Genomic DNA, 14,730 nt, shown 5'->3' on the forward strand with positions numbered 1-14,730 from the left:
GCGCAGTGTCCGGAATTCGGGCGGATTGCGCAGGTGCAAGCGTAAATCGTTATTTTACTTGTGCCGGGGTCTGGTTGCTCACCCTGAAAATGAGATGCAACAAGTTGCACGCACGAAGTCAGCACTCGGCAGGGACGGCGCCCACAGGCGCGTTCGGTCAAGGTCGGCTTCGACGGTAACGGAATTTTGGTAAAAAAGAATTTAACTCTCAGCTTCGGTATCGGGCGTCTTACGTCCTGCTGTACGAAGCTGCGAGTTGCGAAAATACGGCGTGCGCCCATGGCGTCTTGTAGAAAGTACAAGACTTGGCGACGTCAAAATGAGGCGAGACACCCCCAGCAGGAAAAGACGCGCCGCTTGCGCGAACTTCCCGTTGCGGCACGACCGCAGCCTTCGACCCTCCGGTCACGCGCCCAGTTGGCGCACCGGCGAGAGGGGACGAAAGGCTTATGAAGGTCTGCCGGCAGAACCCGCGGCGTGTCGGGTCGTTATTTGAAGCCGTGTTCGCATGTGCCCTGCGGCACCGCGCTCCTTCTTTATGGAGCCGGGCCCCCTCAGGCAATTCTCCCGCCATTTTTCCCGCTCCAGCGTGCTTGTGAAAACACAATAAGGCGCGGCATGCCGCTGCCCGCTTCGCGCTCGCGACTGACAACCGCGAAGGCGACGCGCGCCGGCCGAGCCGCACTGGAGCCGTTCCATGAAACGCATGTTGTTCAATGCGACGCAGCAGGAAGAACTGCGCGTTGCCATCGTCGATGGGCAAAAACTCATCGACATCGACATCGAAACCGCCGGGCGCGAACAGCGCAAAGGCAATATTTACAAGGGCATCATTACCCGCATCGAGCCGTCGCTTGAAGCCTGTTTCGTCAACTACGGCGAAGACCGCCACGGTTTCCTGCCGTTCAAGGAAGTCGCCCGCCAGTATTTCCGCGACGGCGTCGACATGCGCTCCGCGCGCATTCAGGACGCACTCAAGGAAGGTCAGGAACTGATCGTCCAGGTCGAAAAGGAAGAGCGCGGCAACAAGGGCGCAGCCCTCACCACCTTCATCTCGCTCGCCGGCCGCTATCTCGTTCTGATGCCGAACAACCCGCGCGGCGGCGGCGTGTCGCGCCGGATCGAAGGCGACGACCGCCAGGAACTGCGCGAAACCATGGCGCAGCTGCAATTGCCGGAAGGCATGAGCATCATCGCGCGCACGGCCGGCATTGGCCGCAGCGCCGAAGAGCTGCAGTGGGACCTGAACTACCTGATGCAACTGTGGCGCGCGATCGAAGCCGCGTCGCAAAGCGGTTCGAGCGGCCAGCCGATGCTGATCTATCTCGAATCGAGCCTCGTGATTCGCGCGATCCGCGACTATTTCCAGCCGGACATCGGCGAAATTCTGATCGACACCACCGAGATTCATGACCAGGCACGCGCCTTCATGGACATCGTGATGCCGGACAATGTCAGCAAGGTGAAGCGCTACCACGACGACGTGCCGCTCTTCTCCCGCTTCCAGATCGAACATCAGATCGAAACGGCGTACTCGCGCACGGTCCCGCTGCCTTCGGGCGGCGCGATCGTGATCGACCACACCGAAGCGCTCGTTGCAATCGACGTGAACTCGGCCCGCGCCACGAAGGGCGCGGACATCGAGGAAACGGCCGCGCGCACCAACCTCGAAGCCGCCGACGAAGTCGCGCGCCAGTTGCGCCTGCGCGATCTGGGCGGCCTGATCGTGATCGACTTCATCGACATGGAGTCGGCCAAGAGCCAGCGCGAAGTCGAGCAACGCCTCAAAGACGCCCTCAAGCACGACCGTGCGCGCGTCCAGATGGGCAAAATCTCGCGCTTCGGCCTGATGGAACTGTCGCGTCAGCGTCTGCGTCCGGCCCTGTCGGAAGGCAGCCACGTGACGTGCCCGCGCTGCAACGGCACGGGCCACATCCGCGATACCGAATCGTCCGCGCTGCAAGTGCTGCGGATCATTCAGGAAGAAGCCATGAAGGAAAACACCGCGGCGATCCATTGCCAGGTGCCGGTCGAAGTGACTGCCTTCCTGCTGAACGAAAAGCGTTCGGAAATCAACAAGATCGAATCGCGCTTCAAGGTGAACGTCGTGCTGGTGCCGAACAAGCACCTGGATACGCCGCACTACAAGCTGGAACGTCTGCGTCACGACGACGCGCGCCTCGACGAACCGCGCGCTTCGTGGAAGATGGCCGAAGAAGCGGCTCGCGAGCTGGAGTCGGAAACCGGTTACAGCAAGCGCACCGAAGAAGTGAAGCCGAAGCAGGAAGCGGCGGTCAAGGGCATCACGCCCGAGAAGCCGGCTCCGAGCGCGCCGGTTCGACCGGTCGCAGCGCCGGCGCCCGTCGCTGTTACGCAGGCGAGCGGCGGCTTCATCGGCTGGCTGAAGAATCTGTTCGGCATGCAGCCGGCGGCGCCGGCGCCCGTTGCGCCTGCGGCTACCGAAAAGCCGGCCCGTCCGCAACAGCGTGGCGAGCGTTCGGAGCGCGGTGAGCGCACCGGCGAACGCGGCGGCGATCGCAACCGTAATCGTCGCAGTGGCGCGGGTGGTCGCGATGCGGCAGCCCGTGGCGAAGCGACGAACGGCGGCCGTCAAGGCCAGCAGCCTTCGCAGCGTCGCGAGGAACGCGAGCCGCGCGAAGGCCGCGAGGTGCGTGATGCACGCGAAGGCCGTGAGCCGCGTGAACCGCGCGAGGCTCGTGAACCTCGCGGCAACCGCGAAGCGCGTGAAGGCCGTGAACCCCGCGAAGCACGGGAACCGCGCGAAGGGCGTGACAACCGCGAGCGCGACAATCGCGGCGAGCGTGCTGAAACGGCCGAAGGCGCACAGCGTGGCGAGCGTCAGGAACGCGGCGAGCGCCGCGAACGTGGAGAACGCGCTGAGCGCGGCGAGCGCCGCAAACCGCAGGCAGAAACCGCCGATGCGATGACCCAGGCCGAGGCGCAAACCGCGGAAGAACTGGCACTGGCGCAAAACCAGACGGCCGTTACTGACAACGCTGCGCCGGTCGATCAGGAAGCTGTGGCGCGTGACGGCGAAGAGCGTCGTCGTCGCCGTCGCGGCCGTCGCGGCGGTCGTCGTGAGCGTGAGGAAGACGTGAACGGCAACCTGGCGGCAGACGTCGCGGAAGCGGAAGGCGACAACGTCAACGTCAGCGACGACGCACCGGTGCGCACCGCGCATCAGCCCGTCCAATCGAAGCCCGAAGTGAGCGAAGCCCGGGAAGTGAAGGAAGTGGCGCCGGTGGAAGTCGTTGTTGCCGCCGTTGCAACCGAGACGGCTGTCGTCACGGAGCTCCACGCTGCAACCGAAACGCCGGCACTCGCTGTCGAAAAGGCAGCGAAGACGGAAACGGTCGTGCCGGTCGCCGAAGTGCCGGCTGCTCCGGCTGCCGTCGAACCGGTCGTGCAGGCGCCTGTTGCACAAGCTGTGGCGCCAGTCGAACCGGCGCAGGCTGCACCGGCTGCGGCGGAGACGGTATCGCTCGTGGAACCGGTCGTTCGTGAAGAGGCTGCGGCTGAAGCGCAAGCCGAGCAGGCTCACGTCGAACCTGCGGCCGCCGCTCCGGCGGAAGTGATCGCAGCTCCGGCCGCCGAGCCGGCACCGCAACCGCAGATCGTCGAGCAGAAACCGGTCGTGGCAGCAGTCGCACCGGCTGCGGACTCAGCAGCGGTCGAGCCGGCGCCTGTCGCCGCCGCGCCGCAAGCCGCCGAAGTCGCCGATGTGGCCGAAGCCACGCAGGCATCGCAAGCGCCGTCGGCGTCGCGCGCGTCGTTCAACGGCGGCGTCTCGGCTGAAGCCTTGAAGCCGGTGCTGGAGCAAGCCGGTCTTGTCTGGGTCAATACCGACGCCGACAAGCTGCGCGCAGCACAAGAAGCCGCCGCACAAACGGTGAAACCGCCGCGCGTGGTGCGTGAGCGCAAGCCGTTGCCGCCGCTCGACACGGCACCGATGCAGCAAGTGGAAACCGGGAAGCATCCGCAGTAAGCTTGCAACCCGCTTCGAAAAGCCCGCCCTCACCGGCGGGCTTTTTGTTTTTTGCGCATGCGAAACGCATTGCCCTAGCGACCTCCCTGCCCTCCCCGTAAACCCCGACAGGGGTTGGCATCGCCCAGCCGTTTAAGGCATTTCCGATAGAATGAAGGAATCGCCTTATCCGTTTGGCACAACGCAAGTCACTCATGTCCCGACGCATCATCCCTGTTGCCGACCTCAGCGCGGCGCCGGTCATTTCCGGCCCGGTGCAGACGCCTAGCGGCGCGCTGCACGACACGCTCGCGCGTCCGTTGCGAGACTTGCGCATTTCGGTGACGGACCGTTGCAACTTCCGCTGCGTCTACTGCATGCCGCGCGCCGTGTTCGACAAGGACTATGCATTCCTGCCGCACAGCGCGTTGTTAAGCTTCGAGGAAATCGAGCGGCTCGCGCGGCTTTTCGTCGCGCATGGCGTCGAAAAAATTCGCCTGACGGGCGGCGAGCCGCTGCTGCGCAAGAATCTCGAATTCCTGATCGAACGCCTCGCGCAACTCACTACGCCAGCAGGCCGGCCGCTCGACCTGACGCTCACCACGAATGGCTCGCTGCTCGCCCGGAAGGCGCGCAGCCTCAAGGACGCAGGCCTCACCCGCGTAACCGTCAGCCTCGACGCGCTCGACGACATGCTGTTTCGCCGCATGAACGACGCCGATTTCGCGGTAGCCGACGTGCTCGACGGAATCGCCGCCGCGCACGCCGTCGGCCTCGCGCCGGTGAAGGTCAACATGGTGGTCAAGCGCGGTACGAATGACAGCGAAATCGTGCCGATGGCGCGCCATTTCAAAGGCTCGGGCGCCGTGCTGCGCTTCATTGAATACATGGACGTGGGCACGTCCAACGGTTGGAACATGACCGAAGTGCTGCCGTCGGCGGACGTGATCGCGCGCATCGACGAGCATTTCCCGCTTGCGCCGCTCGAAGCGCACAGTGCAGCCGAGACAGCGCAGCGCTGGGGCTATGCCGACGGCAGCGGCGAAATCGGCGTCATTTCCAGCGTGACCCGCGCGTTTTGTGCGAGCTGTACACGGGCGCGCCTTTCGACCGAGGGCAAGCTGTACCTGTGCCTGTTCGCATCGTCGGGCCACGACCTGCGCGCGTTGCTGCGCAGCGGGGCAACCGACGCCGAAATCGCAACTGCCGTCGCCGAAATCTGGCAAGGCCGCGGCGACCGCTATTCGCAATTGCGCGGCAGCAACGCGGCCGAAGCACGCGAGCAGGACGCACGGCGCGTCGAAATGTCGTACATCGGCGGCTGATCGCTGGGATGGGTCAAGCCGCGACGCCGACGCGCGAACAGATTACCGGCCTGCTGCTCGCGGGCGGCCGCGGTACACGCATGGGCGGCGCCGACAAAGGTTTGCAGACCTTGCACGGCGAGCCACTCGCCGGTCACGTGCTGAAGCGCCTTGCGCCGCAGACGGGCGCGCTGCTGATCAGCGCCAATCGCCACCCGGACGCTTACGCAGCACTCGGTGCGCCGTTCGGCGCAGAGATCGTCGCCGACACGTTGCCTGAATTCCCAGGGCCATTGGCCGGTTTGCTGGCCGGTCTGCGCACTGCTCGCAGCGAATACCTGCTGAGCGCGCCGTGCGACACGCCCTGGCTCCCCGCCGACCTCGCCGCGCGCCTTGCTCAGGCCCTTGCTGCAAACGCAGCTGACATCGCCACCGTTACAACCGTTGACGCCGACGGAAATCGCTCGCTTCACCCGGTTTTCGCGCTGCTGCGCACCGGTCTCGCCGACGACCTCGCCGCCTACCTGGCCGCCGGCGAGCGGAAGGTGCGCGCGTGGTACGCGCGCCACAAGACCGTGGAAGTCGTCTTTACCGACGAGCGTGCGTTTTACAATATCAATTCGTTACAAGAACTCGCCGACCTCGAGCGTGATCGGGGCCCCGGCTGAATCCCGCTCCGCCGCACGGCAAGCGCCACCTAGCCGCCAGCCGCGACGTCCAGCTCTTCATGACCACGCATAACGAATTTTCCCGCTGCGTCGCGCAGTACGATCCTCATGCGCTACCTGTTTCGGCTGCCCAGGCGATTACCCGCCAGTGGGCGACGCCGGTTACGGCCGTCGAACGCGTGGCCTTGCGCGACGCCCTCGACCGCGTGCTGGCCGCAGACATCGTTTCGCCGATCGACGTGCCGTCGCACGTCAATTCCGCAATGGACGGCTATGCGTTCAACGGCGCCGCATTGCGAAGCGGCGCGCAGCCGGTCGAGCTGACCGTCGTCGGCAAAGCTTTGGCGGGACATCCGTTTGCTGGCCACGTCGGAGCAGCGCAATGCGTGCGCGTCATGACGGGCGCATGCGTTCCGGAAGGCTGCGACACCGTGGTGCCGCAGGAACTGGTCGAGCGCAATGCCGACTCCGCTTCGATCAGCTTTGCAGCCGACGCGGTCGAGGCAGGCGCAAACCGGCGGCTAGCCGGCGAGGACCTCGCTCGCGGCCACGTTGCGTTACATGCGGGCCGCATTATTCGCGCATCCGACCTCGGCCTGCTGGCTTCGCTCGGCATCGGCGAAATCAATGTTCGGCGGCGCTTGCGCGTCGCATTCTTTTCCACTGGCGACGAACTGCGCTCTCTGGGCGAGCCGCTCGACCCGGGCGCGGTCTACGACAGCAACCGCTACACGCTCTTCGCCATGTTGCGGCGCCTGAACGTGGAAGCGCTGGATCTGGGCGTGATCCGGGACGAACCTGCCGCGCTCGAAGCCGCGCTGCGCAGCGCCGCGGAGAGTGCCGACGTGGTGCTGACCTCCGGTGGCGTCTCAGTTGGCGAGGCGGATTTCACAAGGCAGTTGTTGCAGACATTCGGCGACGTCGCGTTCTGGAGCCTCGCCATGCGCCCGGGCCGCCCTCTTGCGTTTGGCCGCGTATGGTCCGGCGAGCGGCCGGGTCTTGGACGACCTGCGTTATTCTTCGGTCTGCCGGGCAATCCGGTCGCCGTGATGGTGACGTTCTATCAGATCGTGCGCGAAGTGCTGCTGCTCATGTCGGGCGCCGCGCCGCAGCCGCTGCCGCTGATTCACGCGGCGAGCGTGCGGCCAATCCGCAAACGCGCCGGACGCACGGAATTCCAGCGCGGCATAGCTTGCCAGGCCGCGAACGGCCAGTGGCAGGTCACGCCGACAGGCTCGCAAAGCTCCGGCGTATTGAGTTCGATGAGCGAGGCCAATTGTTTCATCGTGCTCGGCCATGAAGAAGGCGACATTGGCGAGGGCGAACGCGTCAGTATCATGCTGTTCCACGGCTTGATCTGACGTATCCGCCTCGTGGCGCTTTCATCCACGGTCATATTCAGCTTTACCCATTACCACTACGACATGCGGGTTTGACTTACATGAAAAAACAGATCTCGTTCATCGCACCGGGACAGACGGCCAAAGCACTTATCCTCGTCTATCTGACGTTTTCTGTGCCGATCGTGCTGCTCGGCGTGCTCGTCGCGTTCGTGCGCTACGGTTCTGTCGAACTGAGCACGGTGTTCAGCGCGCTGCTGTTGAATGCGATTCTTGGCTTCATCCTGCTGTGGATTGCATGCCACGCATACAACTGGGTTGCGTCGCGATTCGGCGGCATTGAAATCCAGTTGACCGACGCACCGGAAGAAGCCTGATGCGTGCCCCGCTCCGCGCCACTGCCGCCGCGCTCGCTGACGCGGCAGGCGCGGACTGCTGACGCGCACGCGCCGCGCCAGCGTTACTGCTCATTGCTTGTTGCTCATTGCTTGCTGCTTACTGCTCGTCGGGATCGACGCCCGGCAACGCGCCGCCTATCAGACCACTCGCCTCCTCTCCGGGCAGCGCCTCGACATCGCGCAGTTTGCGATTCATCACGCGGGTGCGCGTCTCAGCGGCTTCAATAGAACGCGTGACTGTTTCGAGTTGCGCTTTGGTCTTCGCCAGCACGTCGCCGAACTTGCCGAACTCCGTCTTAACCGCCCCGAGCACTTGCCACACTTCACTTGAGCGCCGCTCGATGGCAAGCGTGCGAAAACCCATCTGCAAACTGTTGAGCAATGCAGTCAGCGTAGTGGGGCCCGCAATCGTCACGCGGTAATCGCGTTGCAGCAGATCCGACAAACCTGGCCGACGCAGCACTTCCGCGTAGAGACCCTCGGTGGGCAGGTACAGCAGCGCGAAATCGGTGGTGTGCGGCGGCGACACGTATTTTTCGGCGATGGCGCGTGCCTCTGCGCGAATCCTGGCTTCCAGGGCACGCGACGCCTCTTCCACTGCGGCGGGGTCGGCCCGTTCCTGCGCGTCGATGAGCCGCTCGTAGTCTTCGCGTGGAAACTTGGCGTCGATAGGCAGCCATACCGGTGTGGCCGCACCGCCCGCCTCCACCCGTCCAGGCAGGCGGATAGCGAACTCGACGCGATCCGCGCTCTTCGGCACGGTGGCGACGTTCTTTGCGTATTGGTCGGCGGTGAGCAGTTGTTCAAGCAACGCTTCGAGCTGCACTTCGCCCCAGGTGCCGCGCGTTTTCACGTTCGTCAGCACCTTCTTCAGATCGCCGACGCCGGCCGCGAGCGTCTGCATTTCGCCCAGACCGCGATGTACCTGTTCGAGGCGGTCCGACACGAGCTTGAACGACTCGCCTAGGCGTTGTTCGAGCGTGGCGTGCAGTTTTTCGTCGACGGTACGGCGCATTTCATCCAGCTTGCTGGCATTGTTCGCCTCGATGTCCTTCAGCCGCTGTTCGATGGTCGCGCGAACCTCGGCGAAGCGGCGATCGTTTACCTCGGTGAGTTGTCCGAGCTGCAGGCTGAGGGTATCGCCGAACTGCTTGAGCGAGCGTCCCTGTTCGTCACGCGCCTGCTGCGCCTGCTGCTGAAGGCTGTGACGCACTGCGTCCAGTTGCTGCGCGAATCCGTCGATCTTGCCGCCCTGCACAGTCGTCATGCTGCTGAATTGCGCGGCCAGCGTTTGCTGGAAATGCGCGAAGCCGCTGCTCTGCTCTGTACGCGACACGCGCGCGGTCTCGGTGATGTCATTGCGCAATTGCCGCTCGAGGCGCTCATAGGCATGTGCCTGCGCGTCGGCTGCGGTATCGATGCGATCGCTCAGCATTTCGAACTGCTCGTGCTCATTAGCGCGACCGTGGACTCGCATCAGCAAGACCACGGTAAGCACGAGCGCAGCCGCCAGCACTGCGACGGCCGCGACAAGAATCAACGTCATGCACGCGCCCGGCCGATAACTTCGGCATTGATCGGATTGGGTGGCCGACCGGCGCGCGGACCTTCGCCAAGGCCGGCAATCAGATTGTCCGCGGCGAGATTGGCCATTGCACGGCGCGTCGCCTCGGTTGCGCTCGCAATATGCGGCGTCAACACGATGTTCGGTACGCTCAGCAGATCGGGATTCAGATTCGGCTCGCCCTCGAAGACGTCGAGGCCGGCCGCGGCGATCTGCCCGGAGCGAAGCGCCTCGACGAGCGCTGCGTCGTCGACGATGCCGCCGCGCGCGATATTAGTCAGCGTCGCGGTGGGCTTCATCAGCGCGAGTTCGGCAGCGCCGATCGTGTGATGATTCTCCTTCGTATAGGGCAGCACGAGCACGACATGATCGGCGCGCCGCAGCAGGTCTTGCTTCGACACATATTCGGCATTCAGCTCGGCTTCGATCTCGGGCGCGACCCGGGAGCGGTTGTGATAAATGACCTGCATGTTGAAGCCCTTCGCGCGCCGTGCGAGCGCCTGGCCGATCCGGCCCATGCCGATCACGCCCAGCGTGGAGCCGTGGATATCGCCACCGAGAAAGCCGTCGTACGCCCACTTCTGCCACTTGCCCGCGCGCAGCCAGTGCTCCGATTCCGCGATGCGCCGAGCCGCAGCCATCATCAACGCCCAGCCAAAGTCCGCGGTCGACTCGTTCAACACGTCCGGCGTATTCGTGCCGAGCACGTTGGCTGCGTTGAACGCCGCCATGTCGAAGTTGTTGTAACCCACCGCCATATTCGACACCACGCGAAGGCGCGGCGCGGCCGCGAGAACCTCCGCGCCGACAGGATCGCCCGCGGTCAGTGCGCCGTCCTTGTCAACGAGACGGCGCTTCAGTTCTTCCGCGGACAGCACGTCGCCCTGATTCCAGTCGACGTCGAAATACTGTTTGAGCCGTTCGATCACATCGGGAAAAATCGGACGGGCGACGAGGATCTTCTGCATTGCAATTCTCCGTATAGCGTGTCGAGTTCGACGGCCTCGGCTTCAGACTCAGTGTCAGAAAAACAGCCAACCGGTGACAAGAAAAAGCGGCAGCAACACCGCACCGGACCACCCCAGATAAGCGAAAAAGCTCGGCATGCGAACACCGCGCGACTCTGCAATCGCCTTTACCATGAAGTTGGGCGCATTGCCGATATAACTGTTCGCGCCCATGAACACTGCACCCGCCGAAATCGCCGCGAGCGTGGTGGCGCCGGTTGTCATGAGCGACGAAGCATCGCCGCCGGCCAGGTTGAAAAACACCAGGTACGTCGGCGCGTTGTCCAGAAACGAAGATAGCAGGCCCGTCGCCCAGAAGTACATCGCGTCTTGCGGTCGTCCTGCGGAATCGTTGACGAGATGAACCGCGCCGGCAAACGCACCGGCTTCGCCCGCGCGCAGTATCGTGATGACGGGTGCAATCGTCACGAAGATGCCCGCGAACAACTTGGCCACCTCTTCGATCGGCGCCCAGTTGAAGTCGTTGCCCTTGCGAGCCGCACGCGGCGTCAATGCGAGTGAAAGCAACATGACGACGACGAGCGCGACATCGCGTACGGCATTCTGTAAATCTACATGGGTTCCGAGCACATCGAAACTGACGCCGGATTTCCACAGCCCGCTCATCAGAACGAGCCCGACAACCGCGCCAAGTAGCAGGAAATTCACCTTGCCGTCGATGCCGAGCGGCGAGTCGGGCGTGGGGTCAAGAAAACGGGAACGCTCTTCTTCACGCTGATGGAAATAGTGCGAGTCGAGGAAATAGAACGCTGTTAGTAGAACACCGCAAACGAACAACATGGGCAGCGCGAGATGCGTGGTGGTCCAGAAAAAGTCGACGCCCTGCAGGAAGCCCAGGAAGAGCGGCGGGTCGCCCAGCGGCGAGAGCGAGCCGCCCGCATTCGCGACCAGGAAAATGAAGAATACGACCACGTGCACCACATGCCGGCGATTGTCGTTCGCGCGCAGCAACGGACGGATGAGCAGCATCGCCGCGCCAGTCGTGCCCATTACGCTCGCGAGCAACGTGCCGAGCGCGAGAATCGTTGTGTTCAGGCGCGGCGTGCCGTGCAGATTGCCGCGCACGCAGATGCCGCCCGCAACCGTGTACAGCGCAGTCAGCAACACGATGAAGGGAATGTATTCTTCGAGCAACGCATGGACTAGCGTGCCTAACGCGATGCCCCAACCGAATGCAAACGCGAACGGCACGAGAAACACCAGCGCCCACGCCGCCGCAATCTTGCCAAAATGGTGATGCCAGAAAGCCGGTGCGACGAGAGGAAAGAGGGCAATGGAGAGCAGCATGCCCGCAAACGGCAATCCCCAGAGCGCGGAAAGCGAAGCGCCTTCGAGTGTGGCGGCGCAGGCCAGTTGGGGCCAGCTCGTCAGCGTCAGTGCAGCCACGAGCACCATGCACGTCGGCACGGCACGTCTAGTCATATGCCGGAGGTCCTTCTTTGTTGAAATGACTTGAACACCGCGGACAGTTACGCACGCGTGAAGACAAGCGTGGTTTTCACTCAGGCGCCGAGTACGACGATCACATGCACGCGATACGGCCCATGAGCGCCGAGCACGATGGTCTGTTCGATATCCCCGGTGCGCGAAGGCCCAGAGATGAAGTTGACCGCACGCGGAAGCTCGCCCCGCTCGCTGCGGATCAATGTGAACGCTTCTTCGTGTCCCGCCACGATGCGCGAAGCCGGCACGATTGCGATATGCGTTTCCGGCAGCAGACCGGCTGACGCATAAGTGTCCGGACCGGACAGCAACACGAGCGAGCCAGTTTCGGCAGTCGCACAAAAGCAGCCGGTCAGGCCCACTACGTCACCGTCTCTCGGCTTGCGAAATTCAACTGAGAGGCCTGCGTCGTTCCAGCGCAGATCCTGCAGCGTTCCCCAGGCAATGGCTTGCAACGGCAACGAGTGATCTGCGAGATAGCGATACGCCGCGGCCGGCACGTCGCTGAGCGACGCTACCGTGTCGACGGTGGTCGCCATTTTCTGCGCTTCTTCAATGAACCGCCCGGTCAGGTCCGCCGGCATATCCGGGCGCGGGCCAGACGGATGGCGCGCCAGATAGTCCGCCGCCGCTTCCCGCTCGGACGGGGACGGCTCCGGCTCCCGGCCTTGCGCCGCGCGGATGCGCGCCAGAATGTTGCGGCGGGCAATCGATGTGTCCATATGCGAAAGTCCTCGTGTCGATAGCCGTGCGATATGTCGGAATTATACCGGCCACCCTCCGCGCGAACACCCTGGCCGAACGGCATAGGAACACTTCAGACGCGCGGAAACACGCGTGCGCAAGCCGTTAATTCGCGGACTCTTCCTCGGGCTGCGCGATGCCGAAAACCTGCCGCAGATACGCGAGATACGCCTTGTCCTCGCACATGTTCTTGCCCGGCGAATCGGACAGCTTCGCCACGGGCTGCCCGTTGCAGCGAACCATCTTGATCACGATCTGCAGCGGGTTATAGCCGAGGTCGTTGGTCAGATTCGTGCCCACGCCAAAGGCGAGCTTGCAGCGTCCGCGGAAGCGCTCATACAGCTGCAGCACCTTGGGAATATCGAGCGCGTCGGAGAACACCAGGATCTTCGTGCGCGGATCGCAACGGTTCGCCTCGTAGTGCTGGAGCAGGCGCTCGCCCCAATCGAACGGGTCGCCCGAATCGTGGCGCGCGCCGTCGAACAGCTTGCAGAAGTACATGTCGAAGTCGCGCAGAAACGCCTGCATGCCATAAACATCCGACAGTGCAATACCAAGGTCGCCGCGATATTCCTTCGCCCACATTTCGAAGCCGAAGATCTGCGAATCGCGCAGCCGCGGGCCGAGCGCCTGGCACGCCTGCAGATACTCGTGCGCCATGGTGCCGAGCGGCGTCAGGCTGTGCTTCATTGCGTAAAACACGTTGCTGGTGCCGGCGAACTGTTCGCCAAGGCCGTCTTTCAGCGTGAGGATCACTTCTTCGTGCCATTGCTTCGAAAAGCGGCGACGCGTGCCGTAGTCGGCAATCTTGCAGTCGGCAAATTCCGGCCGCGCGCCCAGAAGTTTCATCTTGTCCACCAGGCGCCCGCGGCCTTCGCTGTAGTCCGGTTCCTGCTGCGTATTGCGGAAGTAGACCTCGTTGACGATTGCGAGCATCGGGATCTCGAACAGGATCGTGTGTAGCCACGGACCTTTGATCTCAATGTCGATCTCGCCGTTGTTCTTCGGCGACGGCTCGATCGAAATGTACTTCTCGTTCAGATGAAAGAGCGCGAGGAACTCGATGAAGTCGCCCTTAATGAAGCGCATGCGCCGGAGGTAGTCGAGCTCCTCGTCGGTGAAGCGCAGCTGGCAGAGCTTGCGCACTTCGTCGCGTATCTCGCCGATGTAGGGCACGAGGTCGACGTTCGGCGTGCGGCAACGGAAGCGATACTCGACGTTGGCCGCGGGGAAATGATGCAGAACCACCTGCATCATCGTGAACTTGTACAGATCGGTGTCGAGCAGCGAAGTAATAATCATGATGGTGCGAACTGGACCGCAGGAAGTACGGAAGGCCTGACTCAACCCATGCATCGGGGCGCCTCGTGCGCGCCGGCTTGACGCATGTTACCCGAATGCGCCGTCATTCAGGCGCGAGCGCGGCCTGCCCTCGCGCCGCCGAGCGTGAACCCGTTACTCTTCGCGCACGCAATAAACTAATCACGAAAACATATAAACGGCGTTGTGCGATGCTGCATGCGCCTCTTGACGTTACGTTACAATACCGCTTTTGGCGTTTGCGCCTTCCCTGATTCCGCATGCAGGAGCTGCCTGAATGACTCACGTTGTGACCGAAAGCTGCATCAAGTGCCGCTATACCGACTGCGTCGATGTGTGCCCGGTGGACTGCTTTCGCGAAGGTCCCAACTTCCTCGCGATCGACCCCGATGAATGCATCGACTGCGCAGTGTGCGTGGCCGAGTGCCCGGTGAACGCCATTTATGCCGAAGAAGACGTGCCGGGCGACCAGCAGAACTTCATCGAGCTGAATGCCGATCTCGCCAAGAACTGGCCGAGCATCACCAAGACCAAGGCGCCGCTGCCGGAAGCCGACGAGTTCAAGGACGTCAAGGAAAAGCTCGCCCTGCTCGCGCGCTGAGCGTTTGAGAGCCCGTCATACCTCCCGGTAGTTCGGATCAAATTGAGATGAACACAAGGTATTGACAGGCGCCAACGCTGCTTCTACAATTTCGCTTCTCTGCTGTTGTTTTTCTGTTCCTCGATAGCTCAGTCGGTAGAGCGCCGGACTGTTAATCCGTAGGTCCCTGGTTCGAGCCCAGGTCGAGGAGCCAAGAATTGCAAAAGCCCGTTAACCAAGACGGGCTTTTTTATGTAGATCAAGTTGTACTGCTGTTCCTCGATAGCTCAGTCGGTAGAGCGCCGGACTGTTAATCCGTAGGTCCCTGGTTCGAGCCCAGGTCGAGGAGCCAAAAT

The 14,730-nt window shown here is 63.1% G+C and carries 11 protein-coding genes and 2 tRNA genes; 8 read left to right on the plus strand and 5 right to left on the minus strand.

Translation table 11 applies throughout. The features are described from left to right. The first annotated feature begins 697 nt into the window (after positions 1-697). The 5 genes from J2W46_RS06885 (at position 698) to J2W46_RS06905 (ending at position 7,674) form a co-directional block, all read left to right on the plus strand. Complete coding sequence (locus J2W46_RS06885; RefSeq protein WP_310352404.1) at positions 698-4,006, plus strand: Rne/Rng family ribonuclease; 3,309 nt, start codon at positions 698-700, stop codon at positions 4,004-4,006. A 194-nt stretch (positions 4,007-4,200) separates the two neighbouring features. After that, on the plus strand, positions 4,201-5,310 hold the full coding sequence (gene moaA, locus J2W46_RS06890) for a GTP 3',8-cyclase MoaA (protein ID WP_310352407.1): 1,110 nt from the start codon (positions 4,201-4,203) through the stop codon (positions 5,308-5,310). A gap of 8 nt (positions 5,311-5,318) precedes the next feature. Continuing rightward, positions 5,319-5,957 carry a molybdenum cofactor guanylyltransferase MobA gene (gene mobA, locus J2W46_RS06895; protein ID WP_204522249.1) on the plus strand — a complete coding sequence of 213 codons (639 nt, stop codon included), beginning with the start codon at positions 5,319-5,321 and terminating at the stop codon, positions 5,955-5,957. A 59-nt stretch (positions 5,958-6,016) separates the two neighbouring features. After that, a complete protein-coding gene (gene moeA / locus J2W46_RS06900) occupies positions 6,017-7,318 on the plus strand; it encodes a molybdopterin molybdotransferase MoeA (protein ID WP_131320295.1) in 1,302 nt (433 codons plus the stop codon). An 80-nt stretch (positions 7,319-7,398) separates the two neighbouring features. Beyond that, complete coding sequence (locus tag J2W46_RS06905; protein ID WP_006053283.1) at positions 7,399-7,674, plus strand: hypothetical protein; 276 nt, start codon at positions 7,399-7,401, stop codon at positions 7,672-7,674. Between the two features lie 118 nt (positions 7,675-7,792). Here J2W46_RS06905 and J2W46_RS06910 read toward each other — a convergent pair whose 3' ends face one another. The 5 genes from J2W46_RS06910 to pncB form a co-directional block, all read right to left on the minus strand. Continuing rightward, positions 7,793-9,241: a DNA recombination protein RmuC gene (locus J2W46_RS06910; RefSeq protein ID WP_310352409.1), complete on the minus strand. Its 1,449-nt coding sequence runs from the start codon at positions 9,239-9,241 to the stop codon at positions 7,793-7,795. After that, positions 9,238-10,227, minus strand: coding sequence for a 2-hydroxyacid dehydrogenase (locus tag J2W46_RS06915; RefSeq protein ID WP_088173474.1), 990 nt, complete (start codon positions 10,225-10,227; stop codon positions 9,238-9,240). The genes J2W46_RS06910 and J2W46_RS06915 overlap by 4 nt, the downstream gene beginning before the upstream one ends. A gap of 54 nt (positions 10,228-10,281) precedes the next feature. Beyond that, positions 10,282-11,682: a sodium:proton antiporter gene (locus J2W46_RS06920; protein WP_310353072.1), complete on the minus strand. Its 1,401-nt coding sequence runs from the start codon at positions 11,680-11,682 to the stop codon at positions 10,282-10,284. 107 nt (positions 11,683-11,789) lie between these two features. Then, the gene (locus J2W46_RS06925; protein WP_310352412.1) at positions 11,790-12,452 is read right to left on the minus strand and encodes a LutC/YkgG family protein; all 663 of its coding nucleotides are present in this window, start codon (positions 12,450-12,452) and stop codon (positions 11,790-11,792) included. Positions 12,453-12,579: 127 nt separating this feature from the next. After that, complete coding sequence (pncB, locus tag J2W46_RS06930; RefSeq protein ID WP_020069368.1) at positions 12,580-13,776, minus strand: nicotinate phosphoribosyltransferase; 1,197 nt, start codon at positions 13,774-13,776, stop codon at positions 12,580-12,582. 295 nt (positions 13,777-14,071) lie between these two features. Here pncB and fdxA point away from each other — a divergent pair, with 295 nt between their 5' ends. From fdxA to J2W46_RS06945, 3 genes are all read left to right on the plus strand, one after another. Next, positions 14,072-14,395 carry a ferredoxin FdxA gene (fdxA, locus tag J2W46_RS06935; protein WP_020069367.1) on the plus strand — a complete coding sequence of 108 codons (324 nt, stop codon included), beginning with the start codon at positions 14,072-14,074 and terminating at the stop codon, positions 14,393-14,395. A gap of 117 nt (positions 14,396-14,512) precedes the next feature. After that, a tRNA-Asn gene (locus tag J2W46_RS06940) sits at positions 14,513-14,588 on the plus strand. 62 nt (positions 14,589-14,650) lie between these two features. Beyond that, a tRNA-Asn gene (locus J2W46_RS06945) sits at positions 14,651-14,726 on the plus strand. The last annotated feature ends 4 nt before the right edge of the window (positions 14,727-14,730 follow it).

The sequence above is a fragment of the Paraburkholderia strydomiana genome, from assembly GCF_031456815.1.
GTDB lineage: Bacteria > Pseudomonadota > Gammaproteobacteria > Burkholderiales > Burkholderiaceae > Paraburkholderia > Paraburkholderia caledonica.